We start from the raw sequence: 17890 nt of genomic DNA on the forward strand, positions 1-17890 counted from the left end.
TAAACAAACGTTTGATTAACTGTCAAAAGTGGAAAAATGTTTGTATAGCAACTATGGTATGATAGTTGCAAAAAGGTGGGAATAATGATAAATCTAAACATAGAGGTTTTTTTCATCTCATGAAATAATAGATAGTTATTATTCGTTATATGTAAATTTTTATGGAAGAATGGATAGAAATAAAGTGAAACTTTAATCAGTAGGAGGTTCATCCAACACTGATTATTAGCCCTCACCAATCGGGCATTTACTGCCCGCAAATAGCGGGATAAATTTTTGGGTCAAATAAAAAAACCATTGAAATGAATATTTACTTTTGATGGACTACACGAATCGGGTTCTTACTGCCTGTTTGAGCGGGATAAAAGAAGGATAGCAAGATGAGAGGAGGTAGGCATGGGAATACTGAATAGAAGTTCAGTATGTTCTTTTTCGATACATAAAGAAATTTCCTGTGCTAATAAATGATGAAGCGAGCAAGAATTATTTATAATCCTACTTCTGGGCGTGAGCTATTTAAGAAGAGCTTACCAGAAGTATTACAAAAATTAGAACAAGCTGGCTATGAGACATCTTGTCATGCGACAACGGGTCCTGGAGACGCTACTGTGGCGGCGAGGCAAGCTGCGGATCGTAAGTTTGATGTTGTTATTGCGGCTGGTGGCGACGGTACGTTAAATGAAGTAGTAAACGGTTTAGTTGGGCATGAATTCCGTCCGAAATTTGGAATTATTCCAGTTGGAACGACAAATGACTTTGCACGTGCGATTGGTGTACCTCGTTCTATTGAAGAGGCAGCAGATATTATTTGCGAAGGAAAAACAGTGCCATTAGACCTTGGTAGAGCGAACGATACATATTTTATTAACATCGCTGGTGGCGGTCGTATTACAGAATTAACATACGAGGTACCGAGTAAGTTAAAGACAGTATTAGGACAACTTGCTTATTACCTAAAAGGTATCGAGATGTTACCATCATTACATCCAACATATGTTGAAATTGAGTATGATGGAAAATTACTACAAGAAGAAATTACGATGTTTTTAATTACGAATACTCGTTCAGTAGGTGGATTTGAAAAGGTAGCACCGTATGCATCTATTAACGATGGGTTATTTGACCTATTAGTACTGAAAAAAGGTTCTATCGCTGATTTAATTAAAGCAGCAACACAAGCACAACGTGGTGAACATATTAATAATCCAAAAGTGTTATATACACAAGCGAACCGAATTAAAGTACATTCACCAGATAAACTAATGATTAATTTAGATGGTGAGTACGGTGGAGATGCACCGATGGAATTCGAAAATATATATCATTGTTTAGAACTATTTGTTCCTGAACATCAAGAGGATGCCCTGTAAAGGCATCCTCTTTTACTTTGTTAAAATGAATTGTAAATTGGGAGTTAGTTTGATTTTTATGGTATTTTTACAATTCTTTTATTTTACATCCATATTTTATTGATACACTGGAGGAGATAAGAAACGAGAGGTAGGATGCTATGGAGAAGGTAAAAGCAATACTATTTGATAAAGATGGGACATTAATGGATTTTCATTCAATTTGGATAAAAGTAGCTGAAGAACTTGTAGCTGAATGTATAAGTTTATATCATTTACCAAGTACAATAGGGCAGACCTTATTAGAAGAGATTGGTGTAGAGGGAGCATTTGTTAATCCGAGGAGTGCAATAGCTGCTGGAACAAGCCTTGATGTAGCGAAGGGGCTTTGTAATTATATTGAGTCTGCTAGAGAAGAAGAGATGCATCAGTGGGTAAGTGAGAAGTTATTTTCCCTTATGTATGAGTATCGTTCGCATATGAAAATGACAGCGGATTTACCGAAAGTGTTACAGGCATTAAAAGATAAAGGATTTATATTAGGGGTTGTCACGGCGGACGATTTTGCACCGACAGAATTATTTTTAAAACAATATAAGTTGGACAACTTTTTTGATTATATTATAGCCTCGGATACATTCCCGGCGCAAAAACCAGATAAAAAGATTATAGAAGTGTTTTGTGAGAAATTTAATTTAGAATCATGTGAGGTTGCGGTTGTTGGAGATACGCCAACTGATTTACATTTAGCTAAAAATGGCGATTGCTATGCAATTGGGGTGCTATCTGGTACGGGAGACCGTCCAACATTAGAACCACTTGCTGATTTAGTGTTAGATTCTGTTGGAGAGTTTATTTCTCAATCGGGTGAGTTTTTCTGGGAGAAAGAAAAGTCTAATGTGTAAGGAAAATAAGTCTATAAAGACTCTTAATGAGTCTTTATAGACTTATTTTTTATGCCTGGATACAAAGAATATAGGATAAATGCTAGAAAAGGAAGTTGGCATATATTTTGCAATAAGAAGAGAAAACAATGTAAAGAAAAGGATGGGGTACGCAATGAACACAAAAAAATTTGCTAAAGTAAATGAACAAATTCCAGGACCGAAAGCGGCATCTTTATTAGAACGCCGTCAAAATATAGTACCAAAAGGAGTAAGTAACGGCATCCCAACGTTTGTACAATCTGCAAATGGTGCTCTTGTAACAGATGTTGATGGCAATCAGTACATTGATTTTGCAGGAGCAATCGGGACAATTAACGTAGGGCATTGTCATCCAACGGTTAAAGAAGCGCTCCATAAACAAGTCGATCAATACATTCATACTGGATTTAATGTCATGATGTATGAGCCATATATTGAATTAGCAGAAAAGCTTGCGGCATTGGCACCAGGAAGTTTCGATAAGCAAGTCCTATTTTTAAATAGTGGTGCAGAAGCAGTTGAGAACGCGGTGAAAATTGCTCGTAAATATACGAAGAGATCTGGTATTATCGCATTTTCTAAAGGTTTCCACGGTCGTACATTAATGACAATGACGATGACAAGTAAAGTGAAGCCATATAAATTTGGGTTTGGTCCCTTTGCTCCAGAAGTATATAAAGCGCCATTTCCATACGAATACCGTCGCCCAGAGGGATTAACGGAAGAGCAGTATGATGATTTTATTATTGAAGAGTTTAAGAACTTCTTCATATCGGAAGTAGCACCAGAAACAATTGCAGCTGTTGTAATGGAACCTGTTCAAGGGGAAGGTGGATTTATCGTCCCAAGTAAGAAATTTGTTCAAGAAGTACGCCGCATTTGTTCAGAGAACGGCATCTTATTTGTAGCGGATGAAATACAAACAGGCTTTAGTCGTACAGGAAAATATTTTGCAATTGATCACTATGATGTCGTTCCAGATTTAATTACAGTGTCTAAATCATTAGGGGCTGGTGTACCGATAAGTGGTGTCATTGGACGTAAAGAAATTATGAATGAATCTGCACCAGGTGAACTTGGTGGAACGTATGCAGGAAGTCCATTAGGATGTGCAGCTGCATTAGCTGTTCTCGATGTAATAGAAAATGAGAAATTAAATGATAGAGCGATAGAATTAGGAAAAGTCGTAATGAACCGATTCGAAGAGATGAAAAATAAATATCATTGCATCGGTGATGTGCGTGGGTTAGGAGCAATGTGTGCATTTGAGGTCGTTCAAGATCGTAAGACGAAAGCACCTGACAAAACGTTAACGGCTAATCTATGTGCAGAAGCAAATAAGCGTGGGTTACTTTTATTATCAGCAGGAACGTATGGAAATGTTATCCGTGTGTTAATGCCTTTAGTTATTACAGATGAGCAACTTGAAGAAGGTTTAACAATAATTGAAGAATCATTGCAAGCTTGTTATGAGCAAACGAACATCGCTCGCGTTTAAAAACTGAAGTATAAATAGCAAACATTCTAGCTGACTCTATATTAAATGCAGAAAATTCACTTTATAATAAAGGTAGTGAAGTGGATCGATGGATTTGAAGTTAGGGGTGGCTAGGATGGTTGCAGAAAAGGAACGAGTGTTAATGGATTTAAAAGATGTATTTGAATATGCGTTTGACGAAATTTTTGTTACAGATGAGCAAGGGATCGTTGTGCGTGTAAATAGTACATGTGAAAGGCACTACCAACTAGCTGCAGAAGAGTTAGTTGGTAAGCATGTAAAAGAACTACAAAAGAATGGAATCTTTTATCCATCAGCGACATTAGAAGTGATTGAAAAAAAGAGGCCAATTGAACTCGTTCAAACTACAAAATCAGGAGAGTATTTACACGTTCGTACAAGGCCTGTTTTTGATGATGAGGGAAATTTAAGAAGAGTGATTAGTTATTCTCGCGACCTTACTGAACTCTATCAATTACGTCAAAAGGTAGAGGAAATGGATAATCAGCTAAAAACATATAAAAAAGAATTAAGAGAAACATATGAGCATGAAGGACTTATTTTTAAAAGTCTAGCTATGCAAAAAATAGTCGATACAATCAAAAAAGTATCTGTAGTGGATAGTACTGTTCTCGTTTTAGGCGAGACTGGAGTAGGAAAAAGTCGATTAGTACGCCATTTACATGAAGTGAGTCACCGTAAGCATGAAAGTTTCTATGAAATTAATTGTGCGGCATTGCCAACTAATTTAATTGAATCGGAGCTCTTTGGATATTCAGGTGGATCTTTTACAGGTGCGAATCGTGAAGGGAAAAAGGGACTATTAGAATCCGCGCATAAAGGAACTCTTTTTTTAGATGAAATCGGTGAAATGCCGATTGAAATTCAAGCGAAGCTTTTGCAAGTATTGCAAGAAAAAACATTTCGTCCTATAGGGGGAAGAGAATTAAAAAAAGTAGATGTTCGAATTGTGGCGGCAACAAATAGAGATTTAAGCGAGATGGTGAAACAAGGAACATTTCGGAAAGATTTATACTATCGTCTGAATGTCATTCCAATTGCAATTCCCCCGCTTAGGGAAAGAACAGAAGATATTTTACCGCTTATTTATCATTACTTGCAGCACTTTAATAAAAAGTACGGACGAGATGTGAAACTAGCACCGGGTACATTACAAATGTTTGTCGGATATCCGTGGGAAGGAAACAATAGAGAGATAGAGAATGTAATTGAGAGAATTGTTATTACTGTCGATGATGTTGTAACGGTAGAGGATTTGCCACTCTCTATGCAAGAGGCTGCAGTTGAACAATCGGGGCAAAGCCTTTATAAAATGCTGGAAGAGGTAGAGAGAAATATTATTCTTAAAGCGTATAAAACGTATGGATCAAGTTATAAAGTGGCTGAGTTTTTGCAAATTAGTCAATCTGCTGCTACTAGGAAAATTAAGAAGTTCATAGAGGAGGAAGAAAATATTGGATAAAAAGGCGACTTTCGTAAGTATAGATAAAAAGGCGATGTATATAAATGGTGAGTGGATTACACTACAAGAACAAATTGAAGTAAATAATCCTGCGACGAAGGAAATATTTGCAACTGTACCAAAAGGCGGAGTAACAGAGGCAAAGCAAGCTGTTGATGCTGCACATGAAGCTTTTAAAACGTGGTCTAAGTTAACGGCAGCAGATCGTGCCACGAAGTTAAAAAAGTGGTTTACGCTTATTGATGAGAATAAAGAAGAGATCGCAGCGATTATGACGAAGGAACAAGGGAAGCCGTTTGCAGAAGCGATTGGTGAAGTAAATTATGCAAACAGTTTTGTTGAATGGTATGCAGAAGAGGGGAAACGCGTATATGGTGAAATGATTCCTGCTGCTCATCCGAATAAGCGCATTTTAGTTATGAAGCAACCAGTTGGCGTTATGGCAGCTATTACACCTTGGAACTTCCCAGCTGCTATGATTACGAGAAAGGTAGCCCCAGCCCTTGCAGCAGGCTGTACAGCCGTTGTGAAACCGGCAAGTCAAACGCCATTAACTGCATTGAAATTAGCTGAATTAGCCCATGAAGCAGATATTCCAAAGGGCGTAATCAATATCGTAACAGGTAGTGCAAAAGCAATTGCTGATACATGGATGGAAGATGGTCGCGTTCGAAAAGTGTCCTTTACAGGGTCAACGGAAATCGGGAAAGAGTTAATGGCTAGTGCGGCGCAAACGATGAAAAAAGTTTCGCTTGAGTTAGGGGGACACGCTCCGTTTATCGTAATGAATGATGCAGATTTAGATAAAGCAGTAGAAGCGGTGATTGGTTCGAAATTCCGTAATGCAGGACAAACGTGTATATGTACAAACCGAGTATTCGTTCAAGAAGAAGTATACGAAGTATTTGTAGAGAAGTTCCAAAAGTCAGTAGGGCAGTTGAAAGTAGGAGACGGTTTCGGTGACGGAACGACTGTCGGGCCACTTATTGATGAGAATGCAGTTTCAAAAGTACAAGAACATATTGAAGATGCTATTCAAAAAGGTGGAACAGTTTTATATGGTGGTCAAAAGGTCGCAGAGTTAGAGGGACATTTCATTCAACCGACTGTAATTGGGTTGGCAAATGATACGATGCTTTGTATGAATGAAGAAACATTTGGGCCAGTGGCACCAGTTGCGAAATTTAAAACAGTTGATGAAGTAATTGAACGTGCAAATAATACACCATACGGTTTAGCTGCGTATATTTTCACGAAAGACATTAGCCAAGCATTCCAAATTAGTGAAGCGCTAGAGTACGGTATTATTGGTCTAAACGATGGTCTTCCATCAGTTGCACAAGCACCATTCGGTGGATTTAAAGAAAGTGGTATCGGCCGTGAAGGAGGCCATTTCGGCATCGAGGAATATTTAGAAATTAAATATATTTCATTAGGACTATAAGTAGTATACTAGAATCTCTATAAGGTAACAGAGAAGGAGATTCTAGTATGGTATATTGGCTATTATTACTTGTTACAATTATTTTTGAAGTAGCTGGAACAATCGCAATGAAACTATCAAATGGTTTAACAAAGCTCGTTCCAAGTGTACTTATTTTCGTATTTTATGGAATTTGTTTCAGCGTGTTTGCTATCGTCGTTAAAAAGATTCATTTAAGTATTGCTTATGCCATTTGGTCTGGCGTTGGAACGTTACTTATTACAATCATTAGTGTGTACTTTTTTAAAGAGCATATTAGCTTATTCCAAGCATTTTGTATTCTCTTTATTGTTTTGGGTGTCATTGGGCTTAAGGTTTCATCGGCATCATGAAAGCTATCTTTTGTAGAAGATAGCTTTTTTCTATTTGTGCAGTTAGCAATTAATACGACAAAATATGACAAGAAAGAGTAAAGCGTTTTGTTATGATACATATGAAATATTGTCTTATGTGGAGGAAAAAGTATGTTAAAAAAGGTGAGTCAAATTGTTTTAATTTTTGGCATAGCTTTTAGTTTAAGTGCTTGCACTGAGACTAAAGATAGTAATGAAAGTAAACAAGAAGATGTTCAAGATAAAGTGTATAAAATAGGGGAGACAGTAGACGTAGATGGTTTGCAAGTAACTATCGATTCAGTTGAATTAGGATATCCGGATTATGATGAGGATAAAAAGAAAGAAGAGATTTTGGGGGTTATTTTCAAAGTGGAAAATAATAGTGAAAAGGAAATACCTTTTGCATTTTATGAATTTGAGATTACCGATAAGAAAGGTACAAGATTTAAAGAATATAATAACCCTGATAGCTTTATTAGTAAAAAGTTAGCACCAGATGAAAAAATTCAAGATATCATGCTATTTGACGTAGCGAAAGAAAATACGTATATCGCTACATATAGACCGGAGTTTACGCATGAAAATAGAACGATAAAATTTGAATTGAAACCAAATAAATAAAGAAACACATTGGATTATCCAATGTGTTTCTTTATGGTAATAAATTTAAAACGCCCAGTTACCTTTACGGAAGATAGGCTCATGTCTGCCATCAGCAGTAATACCGTCAATATCAAGCTCAGCTGATCCAATCATGAAGTCGTTGTGTGTGATACTAGCGTTTGCGCCGTTTTCAGCAAGTTCTTCTTTAGACATTGTTTTTCCGCCAACTAAGTTAAATGCATAAGCATTTCCGATTGCAAGGTGGCAAGATGCATTTTCGTCAAATAGTGTATTGTAGAATAAAACATTTGTGTTTGAAATTGGTGAGTCATGAGGTACTAAAGCTACTTCTCCTAAGAAGTGAGAACCTTCATCTGTTTCTACTAAATGTTTTAAAGCTTCTTCACCAGCTTCAGCTTTATAGTCTACGATACGCCCGTTTTCAAATGTTAACGTGAAATTATCGATAATATTACCTGCAAATACTAACGGTTTTGTACTAGAAACTTGGCCGTTTACACCTGTTTTAAGTGGCATTGTAAATACTTCTTCAGTTGGAATATTAGCCATAAATGGTACGTTCTTTTCATTTAAGCTACCAGCACCAGCCCATACATGTTTTTCTGGAAGTTCGATTGTTAAATCTGTTCCAGGACCTGTATAGTGAAGAGCTTTATAATGCTTTTCGTTTAAGTAATCCACTTTTGTATGTAATGTTTCATCATGTTCTTTCCATGCTTCTACAGGATTTTCTAAATCAGCACGAGTAGCTTTGAAAATAGCATCCCATAACTTTGCTTCTTGTTCTTCTGGCGCTACGTCAGGGAATACTTTCGCAGCCCATTCTTTCGTAGGAACAGAAATGACACACCAACTTACTTTATCTGCTTGTACGTAATCACGGTATACTTTCATTGCTTCTCCAGCTACTTTATGAGCTGTTGCAATACGCGATGCTTCTACACCTTTTAATAAATCAGGGTTTTCTGCATAGATAGACATAAATGCAGCGCCTTCTTTTGCTAATTCTTCACGAGCATGTGCTTTCCAAGATGGAAATTCAGCGAAAGCTTCTTCAGGAGCTAGATCGAACTTTAAGCGTGTTAACGTCTCATCATTCCAATCTACATATACGTGTTTTGCACCAGATTTATATGCTTTTTCTGTAACGAGGCGTACAAATTGTACAGCTTCAAGAGGTGCACTAATTGATAAAGTTTGTCCAGGTTGAATATTAACACCAACATTAACTGCAAGAGCAGCATATTTCTCTAACGTTTGTTCAAATGACATATGTATAATCTCCTTTAATTTGAAAGATTTCTTACTATATATAATACAAGAAAATTCTAAAAATATATATAAATATAAAGTAAAAAGAGAGCTCAAAATGTATTGAGCCCTTATATTTACTTAATTGAAGAAGCAAACTGCTCTACAGTCGTTGTATGGTGTATACGAACGCGCTTCATCTTTAACAATTCATCAGGTTCACCCTTCGTAATGAATTGCCCAGGCTTTGTCGTCGTCGCAAATTGATAATACTTCTTCGTTTCTGTAACAACCTTATCATCTACATGACCGAATGGATAAGCAATCGCGATAACAGGCTTACCTGTTATTTTTTCTAGTTTTTCTTTTGAACCTTTTAACTCTTCCTCATAGTTTGTAATTTTCGGTAAGTCTGCATGTGTTGCAGTATGAGATTGCACCGAGAAAATGCCGGAATCAACCATTTCTTTTATTTCAGAAGTAGACAATGCTCCTTCTACATCAACGTTATCAACAATCATATATTCTGTTGCTGCCGGTTTAAAAGTATCATCTTTTAGCTTTTGTAAAACGCGAAATGCATTCATATTATTTTTCATACCGTCATCAAATGTAACGAAAATCGGCTTATTTACTTTATTTATATCGCCCCAGCGTTCAAACGTTAACAGCGTATAACCATTGTCCTTTAAATGTTTCATTTGTGCTTCAAAGTTAGCTGGTGATACGAATAAGTCTTTAATACCTTGACCATGATAATCATCAATTGCGTGATACATAAGAACAGGAACCTTTTGTTCGAAAGTAATAGTAGATTTCGTAAGCGGGATTGTTTTCCCAGCTTCTTTCATTCCTGTTGCTTCAATTTGGAACTCACCGCGTTTTCCTTCAAATTCCTTTATATCAAAAGGAAGTGTGAATTGCTTCTCTTTTTCTTTAGAAGAAAAAGATTTAGCACTTTCCTTGCCATCAGCTGTGCGCCAAATTTTATATTGTACTTCATTTAAAGAATCTTTTATGTCTGTAATATGAATACTTGTGTTTGTAGATTCGTGTGTAACTGCATTATATGAGATTTTACCTTGTTTTTGCACAGTCTCTTCTTGTTTCTTAATCCCTTGAGCCGTTTTCTCTTTTTTAGGTTCTAGACTTACATTGTTAGTATTACAGCCTGCTAGAATGGCAGACGTACATAAAGCAATTGCTGCGTATTTTCTCATGAAAATCACCTTCTATTGTGTAGTATGTTGCATATTGACATTAAAATCCCCACCGCTATAAGAGTGGTGGGGATATACCCTTGTTCATCATATCATTTGAAGAAAATGAGGGGAATATGATTTTTAGGAGGCTATTAAGGTAATAGATTAGTGACTTTGAATAGATGTATTTTTTTGTTTCTTATTAGAATTAATAATGATATAACCGACTACAAAGATAAGAGGAATAATGAAGACATAGATAGGCATTCCCCATACATAATAGCTTTTCAGCGTTAAGACTAGTAAATGTAAGAAATCGAAAATTGCGTGGGCTTTCATAATATCCTCCAATGTTTTTTTTTTTTTTTTTTTTTTTTTTGAAAATTATAACATTTTAAACTTGTTATTTGTATAATTTGGAAAGTAATTTAAGCTAATTTTAAAGTAAGAAGAAGACTTATTGATATGCAATTTTGCATACAGATATGGTTTTTATTAAAATATAAAGATTTTATACTATAATAAAAACCGCTATAAAACTAAGTAAGAATAATGTATGGAGTGGAGAATAGAAATGAAATATAAAAAAATAATATATATCTTTTTCATATCACTATTTATAGTTGGTTGCCAAAGTGAAGTGAGTAAAGCGAATAGTGTGGAAGAGTATATTCCATCGCATCTTATGAATGCGGAAGTGACGGCGGATATCATGACACTAGAGATGGATCGTGATACACGTAAAAAAGTAGAGGTTATTACTAAAAAGATGAGTGATCATGTGAAGAATGATAAAGAGTGGTACGTAAACTACATATCAGGGCATATAGATAAACAGGTGAAGCCGTATCATCCTAACTTTGGTATTACAGAAGAAGAATATAACTTTTTTAGAAACGCCGTTGAGAATAGTAGTTTATCTAATACAAGTGATGGAAAACTTCAATTTAAGCAAAAAAGTAACCATGAAATTGAAATTGTTTCAAGTAGAAACCTAGAACTATTCCAGCATCTAGTAATTGATACAGAGAAGAATATAATAAAAACTTCTTTTGGAGAATGTCAGTATGTTGGAGAAATAAAGCCATCTTCAGAAAAAAGAATATTAGGTCGAGTAAATGGCAAACAATGGATGTTACAAAAAGAAAATTTAATCTATTTATTCTCTTTAGGAAAGCTTGAAGGAGAAGATAAATCTGTTATGGTTATTTCAGTAAAAGGCATACACGAAGGAAAACTTATTAGTAACGAGGAAGTAGTCGAATTCCGTTCGGTTTCATAAAGAATCAAAAAAATCACCTTACTTGTTAAAGTAAGGTGGTTTTTTATTAAATAAACAATCCAGCGATTGTCGCAGATAAAATAGAAGCAAGTGTTGATGCAAATAGCATTTTCCAACCAAATTTAGAAACGACGCTTCCTTGTTTTTCAGAAAGGGCACGGATTGTACCAACGATTGCACCAATTTGGCTAATACTTGCGAAGCTAATTAAGAATACTGTAACGATTCCAACTGTACGTGGAGCTAATGTTGTAGCTGTGTCTTTTAAATCAAGGATTGCTACAAACTCATTTAAAACAATCTTCGTACCCATAATACCACCAGCTGGGATAATATCTTGAGTTGGAATACCCATTAAGAATGCGAATGGAGAAAGTACGTAACCGAAGATTTGTTGTAAAGTAACAGCATGTCCCATTGCGCCTGAAGCTGCACTAATTACGTAGTTTACAACTTCCATCACACCGATAAAGGCGATCATTAATGCGGCAACGATACCAGCGACTTTTAAACCATCAAGTGCACCGTTAATCATTGCGCCGATAAAGCTGTCTCCGAATAGAGTTCTATCAAATTTCTGAATCACTTCATCTTCTTTTTTCGTATCAACTGGTGTTAATAACGAACAAACGATTAAGCTTGAGAATAAATTTAGCGGAAGAGCTGCTAGTACGTATTTTGCATCTAACATCATTACGTATGATGCTGTAACAGAAGCAGAAACGGAGCTCATCGCAGAACAACAAATGATAAACATACGATTTTTATTGAAATGCTGTAAATCGTTTTTAATAACGATTAACGCTTCACTTGAACCGAAGAATACAGAGTTTACTGCGTGGAATGATTCAACGCGTGGTAAACCAGTAATTTTTGAAATAGCACCGCCGACAACGCGAACGATGAATGGTAAAACACCTAAATAACTAAAGATTGAAAGTAGTGCTGAGAAAAATACGATAATTAATAATACGTTTAAGAAAAAGACAAAATCTCTGTGAATTCCATTAAAGAGAAAATCGACACCTGTCGTACCAAGTTTAATTAGTTTGTTGAAAACTTTACTAATGAAAATAATGATTTGTTGACCAACCTTTGTAGCAAACATAAACCAACCGATTAAAATTTGGAAACCAATCATAATTGCAATTGCACGGAAGTTGATTTTACTTTTGTTGTTTGACAAAGCAAAACATAAACCTAACACGGCAAGAATACCGATAATGCTCATTACATATTGCATGTAGTTGCCCCTTTCAGAAGTTCGTATAAAGTTTGTACATAAAACGCTCGTTATATTACTAAAAATAAAAGAACGAGGTTTTATGTCATACGTAAGATGTCTGACCTTTTAGAAAAATAAAAATAAAAAAAGACCCATATGGATTCACTTTCATCTATGAGAGAAAGCTAATCAATATGAGTCCTTTTTTGCGCATAGGCTAATATTCATTAGTTTTCCCCATAGTCCAGCAATTTAAGGTTGCCGGGTAGAAACTCTCGATCCATATTATCAAGTATATATGAGGTAACATCGTCCGTATTAAATTAGTAGTAGCGTAACATTAACAGAGAACTATCGTCAATAGCTTTTTTTCTTCCAATAGAAAAAGACCATATAAGTATGATAAAATGTAACGCAGTGTTATGAAAAAGAGAGGTCGGAAAATGAGTACTAAAATGACGCCACCAGTTGAGAAAAACGAGTTTATAGATGTAGTATTTGAAGATTTAACACATGATGGTGCCGGTGTTGCGAAAGTAAAGGGCTATCCTATTTTCGTTAAAAACGGATTACCAGGTGAAGAAGCGCAAATTAAAATTATTAAAGTGAAGAAAAACTTCGCATTTGGTCGTTTAATGAAGCTTCATACAGAAAGTCCATATCGTAAAGATGCAGAATGCCCAGTATATAACCAGTGCGGCGGTTGTCAGCTTCAGCATTTAACTTATGAAGGACAGTTACAAGCGAAAGAAAAACAAGTACGTGACGTTATGCAGCGTATCGGAGGACTAGGTGATGTTCCTGTTCATCCTGTACTTGGCATGAAGAACCCGTGGGTATATCGCAATAAAGCACAAGTACCAATCGGAGAACGTGAAGGCGGACTTGTAGCTGGTTTCTATCGCCAAGGAACGCATGACATCATTAATATGGAATCATGCTTAATTCAGGCAGAAGAAAACGATACATTAATTCAAGAAGTAAAACGTATTTGTGAAAAGTACGGTATCAATGCGTACAACGAAGAGCGTAACAAAGGAACACTTCGTCACGTAATGGCTCGTTACGGACAAGTAACAGGGGAAATTATGCTTGTCTTCATTACGCGTACAGCAGAATTGCCGAACAAAAAAGCAATCATTGAAGAAATTGCAGCGAAATTCCCAGAAGTAAAATCGATTGTTCAAAACGTAAATACGAAGCGTACGAATGTAATTTTCGGAGACAAAACTACAGTACTATACGGATCAGAATATATTTATGACTTTATCGGTGACATTAAATTTGCGATTTCAGCACGTTCATTCTATCAAGTAAACCCAGAACAAACGAAAGTGCTATACGATAAAACGTTAGAATACGCAAAATTAAATGGTAACGAAACAGTAATCGATGCCTATTGCGGAATCGGATCAATCTCGTTATTCCTAGCGCAAAAAGCGAAAAAAGTGTACGGCGTTGAAATCGTCCCAGAAGCAATCGAAGACGCAAACCGAAACGCAGCACTAAACAACATGACAAACGCTGAATTTGGCGTAGGAGAAGCAGAAGTAGTCATTCCAAAATGGTACAAAGAAGGCGTAATCGCCGACACAATGGTCGTAGACCCACCGCGTAAAGGCTGTGACGAAGCATTACTAAACACAATCATCGACATGAAGCCAAACCGCGTCGTATACGTATCGTGTAACCCAGCAACATTAGCACGTGACTTAAAAGTACTAGAAGAAGGTGGATATAAAACACAGGAAGTACAACCTGTTGATATGTTCCCGCATACGACGCATGTGGAGTGTGTAGCTTGGTTAACCCTTGATATATAGGGGTTTTAAAATAATTGTTGATGGGTTTGACCACAGTTTGACCACATCAACAATTATTTTATGATTTTAACGCCTCACTTAGCGCTATAGTGGCACTTTCTTGCATATCTAACGTAACATGACTATAGGTGTCCAATGTGGTCTTAATGGAATTATGTCCTAATCGTTCACTTACGATTTTTGGATTAATACCTAATTTAAGAAGAAGTGTGGCATGAGTATGTCGTAAGTCATGGAATCTAATTTTAGGAACTTGTGCTGTTTTTATAAACCTTTCAAAGACAGTAGTTAATGTTCTTGGATAGATTGGCCTACCATCTTCTCTACTGAAAACTAAGTCATTATCTTCATAAGCTTTACCGATAGCTAATTTAAATTCATTTTGTTTTGCTTTATAACTTTTCAACTCTTTACATAAGCTTTGGTCAATGGAAATTAAGCGTTTAGAACCCGATGTTTTCGGTTCTGTAAATCGAAATCCTAATTCATCGTAAATTAGAGTTTCAGTCACACTAACCTTACCTTCAACTAAATCTACATTTTTCCACTTTAAGCCTAGCAATTCACCTCTACGCATACCGGTATTAAGTGCAAGTAAAAATAAATGATAGTAAATAGGATTGTCAAATTTAGCGTATGTTAAGAAGGTTTTCGTCTCCTCAATTGACCACGTATTATTGACCACTTTTCGTGGGCGAGGGATTTCTACATGTTCAAACGGGTTTTTATATAAAAGTTCCCATTTAACAGCATCTTCTAATGCCCCTTTTAAAACGATAAAAATATACTCAATGTATTTAGGAGATAATTCTTCATCGATTAGCGATTTAACAAATCGTTGTCCATGTAGAGGTTTTAAATCTTTCAGTTTATGCGAACCAACTACTGGAATAATCCTACTGTTCACAGCTCGTCTATAATTAATGAATGTAGTATCTCTCACTCGTTGCTTAGCTGTGTTTTCAAGCCACTCCTGTAAATATTCACTGAGAGTAAGATTTTTATCATCAACTAGACTCCCAGTATTAAACTGATGAATAAGTTCATTACATGCTCTTTCGGCTTCTTTCTTTGTTTTAAAGCCTGATACTGTTTTTTGTTTTCTTTTGCCAGTAAGAGGATCTCTTCCAATATCAATTGTAAATGACCACTTTTCACCGCGTTTTCTAAAATATCCTTTCATTATCCATACCTCCTTGAACTAATAGTATTCGAATAGTACAAATAATTCCAGTATTAGAAAAAGGAAAAAGTAACTCAGATGAGTTACTTTATGGTAAACTATATTCAACTGTATACGTCGGGTGGCTGGTTGCTATCCTTTCTCTTTATTTTAGAGAGAAAGGAGGTGACCCTTATGATGGAATATTTACTTTCTTTGTCTCAGGATTTACTCAAGGTATTCCTAACTATAGTTGTTACAGCTTATGCAAATAAGTTTGCTAACAATTTGTTTAAGAAAAGTAAAAGAGCCACCCCTCGCCGTCAGAAGCAGGGTAGCTCTAGAAGAAAATAAATAGCAACCTTACCACCTGATGGCGGCAGTTACTGAAGAGATGTTACAGCATCTCTTCTTTTATTCTATGCAATTCAGATAAGTGTCATACTCAATATATAGTAAATATATATTCACTATACAATGGTGATTCTAGTGCCTATATTACCATAGTCATATTTTTTGGTCAACGCAAATAGCGGGGATTGAGAATAAATTTATAATGGTCCACAAAATAAAGTTTCATGGTAAAATATATGTATCCATACTTCTAAGTCCGCACATGTTGCGGGCTTTTTTATTGATATAAAATCAGTATTTTAACCAAAAAAAAGACACCATAAGGTGCCTTCATACGACTTGATAACCACTTTAATTTTAATAATATGTATCTCGCAAATATAATTTTACCATATTTATCTATACAGTTTGTTGAGAAATATGAATCAAATCAATATTTTATTAAAAGTTATTTAGAATTAATTAATAATGACGTTATTTTAGGATGGGCAAGAACAGTCAAGTTAGATTATACTAAAAATATAAATAATTTTTTATGATATGACGACTGTTAAATGTTTGGTGGTGTGACATTATATGAAGTATTCAAATGATGAATTAATTTGCATAATACAGGAAACGGCGAAAAGGTTAGATAGAAGTCCTAAAATTAGTGATATTAGCCAATCTCATACTATAATTAATCGATTCGGTTCATGGAACGAATCGCTAAAAAAAGCTGGTTTAAACATAAATAAAGAACGCTCTTACCGAACGTATTCAGACATAGAGTTAATTAATATAGTAGTAAGGTGGATTAAAGAAAATAATAAAATACCTAATCGCAAAGAGTGGTGTAATGTTTCTGATGTGCCTAGCCCAGAACTATATAGAGTACGTTTTAAAAAAACTTGGGCTGAATTTATTGAAATGATTGGTTATGGAGAAGCTTCTAAAAATCATTACCGTTTCAAAAATGCTAATATTTCAAATGAAGAAATAATGGATATGTTTAAAGTAGAAATTAACTATATTTTAAAAATTACAAGTGGAGCAATAACTTCTAAATTATATGATAAACATAAAAATCCTGATTTTTTATCTTCATCTGGTATGATGGATCGTTTTAATAAAAAGTGGTCAGATTTGCTATTATTATCCAATTGCCCTAAATCACGAATTAATAAATATAAATTTTCTAGAGAAGAATTGATTACTATTATTGGTGATCTTGCTATTAAATTAAATAAAACCCCGTCATTGCTTGATTTATCGAAAGAAGGGATAACTGACCAACAAATATATGCTATATTTACTTCTTATGAAGAAGCCTTAAAAGAAGCCGATGTAAATATAGTATTTTCAAAAATAGATGAAGTTAAAGAAACAAAAGAAGAACTTTTACAGATGTACATTAATTTTTGCGAAAAGATAGGAAAAGTAGCTAGTGCGAAAGATTTAGATCGAAGTGATGATATATATAACGCAAATGTTTTCTCGATAAGGTTTAATGGATTAAATAATTTAAGAAAACAAGCTAATTTACCAACATGCGTAAGAAAACAACCTAAATACTCTAAAAATGAATTGAATAAAATACTTATTTCTTTATATAAAGAAAAAGGTAGAAGACTAAAAAACAAAGAATTATTAGAGTACAAATTATATACAACGACTATTATGCGATATTTTGAAACAACTAGTATGAATTATGTTTGGGGACAAATTGAGAAAAATATGTTTGATACTACTAAAACGTAAAAAAGGCACCTTAGGGTGTCTTTTTTTATAGTGACCCCTATCATGTGAATTTATTGGGCTAAGCATAACAAATCTAGTTACGACGATTTGTCAAATTTTATCGAAAGAAAATAAAAAAGAGAGCGTTTGCTCTCGCTGGTTAAAAAGGTAAAG

16 protein-coding genes and 1 riboswitch are annotated in these 17890 nt (G+C 35.2%); of the genes, 11 read left to right on the forward strand and 5 right to left on the reverse strand.

What is annotated here, in order from left to right; genetic code table 11:
• Positions 1-464: 464 nt before the first annotated feature.
• The 7 genes from MHH27_RS01840 (at position 465) to MHH27_RS01870 (ending at position 7695) form a co-directional block, all read left to right on the forward strand.
• Positions 465-1370 (forward strand): diacylglycerol kinase, encoded by a 906-nt coding sequence (locus MHH27_RS01840; protein WP_000977679.1) that lies wholly within the window; start codon positions 465-467, stop codon positions 1368-1370.
• A gap of 140 nt (positions 1371-1510) precedes the next feature.
• Positions 1511-2254 carry an HAD family hydrolase gene (locus MHH27_RS01845; RefSeq protein ID WP_072941050.1) on the forward strand — a complete coding sequence of 248 codons (744 nt, stop codon included), beginning with the start codon at positions 1511-1513 and terminating at the stop codon, positions 2252-2254.
• 154 nt (positions 2255-2408) lie between these two features.
• Positions 2409-3773 carry a 4-aminobutyrate--2-oxoglutarate transaminase gene (gene gabT / locus MHH27_RS01850; protein ID WP_097821977.1) on the forward strand — a complete coding sequence of 455 codons (1365 nt, stop codon included), beginning with the start codon at positions 2409-2411 and terminating at the stop codon, positions 3771-3773.
• Positions 3774-3888: 115 nt separating this feature from the next.
• Positions 3889-5256 (forward strand): sigma-54 interaction domain-containing protein, encoded by a 1368-nt coding sequence (locus tag MHH27_RS01855; protein WP_097913183.1) that lies wholly within the window; start codon positions 3889-3891, stop codon positions 5254-5256.
• A complete protein-coding gene (gene gabD, locus MHH27_RS01860) occupies positions 5249-6700 on the forward strand; it encodes an NADP-dependent succinate-semialdehyde dehydrogenase (protein WP_000358131.1) in 1452 nt (483 codons plus the stop codon). The genes MHH27_RS01855 and gabD overlap by 8 nt, the downstream gene beginning before the upstream one ends.
• A gap of 47 nt (positions 6701-6747) precedes the next feature.
• Positions 6748-7071, forward strand: a complete 324-nt coding sequence (locus tag MHH27_RS01865) for a DMT family transporter (RefSeq protein WP_000263262.1) — start codon at positions 6748-6750, stop codon at positions 7069-7071.
• Between the two features lie 132 nt (positions 7072-7203).
• Positions 7204-7695 carry a DUF4352 domain-containing protein gene (locus MHH27_RS01870; RefSeq protein ID WP_098251202.1) on the forward strand — a complete coding sequence of 164 codons (492 nt, stop codon included), beginning with the start codon at positions 7204-7206 and terminating at the stop codon, positions 7693-7695.
• 45 nt (positions 7696-7740) lie between these two features.
• Here the strand turns inward: MHH27_RS01870 and MHH27_RS01875 are convergent, their stop codons facing one another.
• The 3 genes from MHH27_RS01875 to MHH27_RS01885 all read right to left on the reverse strand — a co-directional run bounded on the left by MHH27_RS01875 (position 7741) and on the right by MHH27_RS01885 (position 10490).
• The gene (locus MHH27_RS01875) at positions 7741-8970 is read right to left on the reverse strand and encodes an aminopeptidase (RefSeq protein WP_000007349.1); all 1230 of its coding nucleotides are present in this window, start codon (positions 8968-8970) and stop codon (positions 7741-7743) included.
• A gap of 116 nt (positions 8971-9086) precedes the next feature.
• A complete protein-coding gene (locus tag MHH27_RS01880; RefSeq protein ID WP_098251203.1) occupies positions 9087-10169 on the reverse strand; it encodes a polysaccharide deacetylase family protein in 1083 nt (360 codons plus the stop codon).
• Positions 10170-10316: 147 nt separating this feature from the next.
• Complete coding sequence (locus tag MHH27_RS01885; protein WP_000643592.1) at positions 10317-10490, reverse strand: hypothetical protein; 174 nt, start codon at positions 10488-10490, stop codon at positions 10317-10319.
• 235 nt (positions 10491-10725) lie between these two features.
• On the opposite strand from MHH27_RS01885, the gene MHH27_RS01890 reads away from it, so the two are divergent.
• Positions 10726-11433, forward strand: a complete 708-nt coding sequence (locus MHH27_RS01890; protein ID WP_079245002.1) for a hypothetical protein — start codon at positions 10726-10728, stop codon at positions 11431-11433.
• A gap of 46 nt (positions 11434-11479) precedes the next feature.
• On the opposite strand, the gene MHH27_RS01895 is transcribed toward MHH27_RS01890, so the two are convergent.
• Positions 11480-12676 carry a NupC/NupG family nucleoside CNT transporter gene (locus MHH27_RS01895; RefSeq protein WP_001200494.1) on the reverse strand — a complete coding sequence of 399 codons (1197 nt, stop codon included), beginning with the start codon at positions 12674-12676 and terminating at the stop codon, positions 11480-11482.
• Between the two features lie 202 nt (positions 12677-12878).
• A riboswitch (purine riboswitch) is annotated at positions 12879-12980 on the reverse strand.
• A 121-nt stretch (positions 12981-13101) separates the two neighbouring features.
• Here MHH27_RS01895 and rlmD point away from each other — a divergent pair.
• On the forward strand, positions 13102-14481 hold the full coding sequence (gene rlmD, locus MHH27_RS01900; protein ID WP_340941447.1) for a 23S rRNA (uracil(1939)-C(5))-methyltransferase RlmD: 1380 nt from the start codon (positions 13102-13104) through the stop codon (positions 14479-14481).
• A gap of 58 nt (positions 14482-14539) precedes the next feature.
• Here rlmD and MHH27_RS01905 read toward each other — a convergent pair whose 3' ends face one another.
• Complete coding sequence (locus MHH27_RS01905) at positions 14540-15664, reverse strand: tyrosine-type recombinase/integrase (RefSeq protein ID WP_089607176.1); 1125 nt, start codon at positions 15662-15664, stop codon at positions 14540-14542.
• Between the two features lie 174 nt (positions 15665-15838).
• Between MHH27_RS01905 and MHH27_RS01910 the strand changes: the two genes are divergently transcribed.
• Complete coding sequence (locus MHH27_RS01910) at positions 15839-15997, forward strand: hypothetical protein (protein ID WP_000970855.1); 159 nt, start codon at positions 15839-15841, stop codon at positions 15995-15997.
• Positions 15998-16573: 576 nt separating this feature from the next.
• Positions 16574-17737, forward strand: coding sequence for a homing endonuclease associated repeat-containing protein (locus MHH27_RS01915; protein ID WP_340941453.1), 1164 nt, complete (start codon positions 16574-16576; stop codon positions 17735-17737).
• Positions 17738-17890: the final 153 nt, after the last annotated feature.

Source organism: Bacillus sp. FSL L8-0152, assembly GCF_038006365.1.
In the GTDB taxonomy this organism is placed as follows: Bacteria; Bacillota; Bacilli; order Bacillales; family Bacillaceae_G; genus Bacillus_A; species Bacillus_A cereus.

Excerpts from the sequence above, each read along its gene's own strand:
- MHH27_RS01840 (WP_000977679.1), top strand. The coding sequence starts at position 465 with ATGATGAAGCGAGCAAGAATTATTTATAATCCTACTTCTGGGCGTGAG.
- MHH27_RS01845 (WP_072941050.1), top strand. The coding sequence starts at position 1,511 with ATGGAGAAGGTAAAAGCAATACTATTTGATAAAGATGGGACATTAATG.
- gabT (WP_097821977.1), top strand. The coding sequence starts at position 2,409 with ATGAACACAAAAAAATTTGCTAAAGTAAATGAACAAATTCCAGGACCG.
- MHH27_RS01855 (WP_097913183.1), top strand. The coding sequence starts at position 3,889 with ATGGTTGCAGAAAAGGAACGAGTGTTAATGGATTTAAAAGATGTATTT.
- MHH27_RS01865 (WP_000263262.1), top strand. The coding sequence starts at position 6,748 with ATGGTATATTGGCTATTATTACTTGTTACAATTATTTTTGAAGTAGCT.
- MHH27_RS01870 (WP_098251202.1), top strand. The coding sequence starts at position 7,204 with ATGTTAAAAAAGGTGAGTCAAATTGTTTTAATTTTTGGCATAGCTTTT.
- MHH27_RS01875 (WP_000007349.1), bottom strand. The coding sequence starts at position 8,970 with ATGTCATTTGAACAAACGTTAGAGAAATATGCTGCTCTTGCAGTTAAT.
- MHH27_RS01880 (WP_098251203.1), bottom strand. The coding sequence starts at position 10,169 with ATGAGAAAATACGCAGCAATTGCTTTATGTACGTCTGCCATTCTAGCA.
- MHH27_RS01885 (WP_000643592.1), bottom strand. The coding sequence starts at position 10,490 with ATGAAAGCCCACGCAATTTTCGATTTCTTACATTTACTAGTCTTAACG.
- MHH27_RS01890 (WP_079245002.1), top strand. The coding sequence starts at position 10,726 with ATGAAATATAAAAAAATAATATATATCTTTTTCATATCACTATTTATA.
- MHH27_RS01895 (WP_001200494.1), bottom strand. The coding sequence starts at position 12,676 with ATGCAATATGTAATGAGCATTATCGGTATTCTTGCCGTGTTAGGTTTA.
- rlmD (WP_340941447.1), top strand. The coding sequence starts at position 13,102 with ATGAGTACTAAAATGACGCCACCAGTTGAGAAAAACGAGTTTATAGAT.
- MHH27_RS01905 (WP_089607176.1), bottom strand. The coding sequence starts at position 15,664 with ATGAAAGGATATTTTAGAAAACGCGGTGAAAAGTGGTCATTTACAATT.
- MHH27_RS01910 (WP_000970855.1), top strand. The coding sequence starts at position 15,839 with ATGATGGAATATTTACTTTCTTTGTCTCAGGATTTACTCAAGGTATTC.
- MHH27_RS01915 (WP_340941453.1), top strand. The coding sequence starts at position 16,574 with ATGAAGTATTCAAATGATGAATTAATTTGCATAATACAGGAAACGGCG.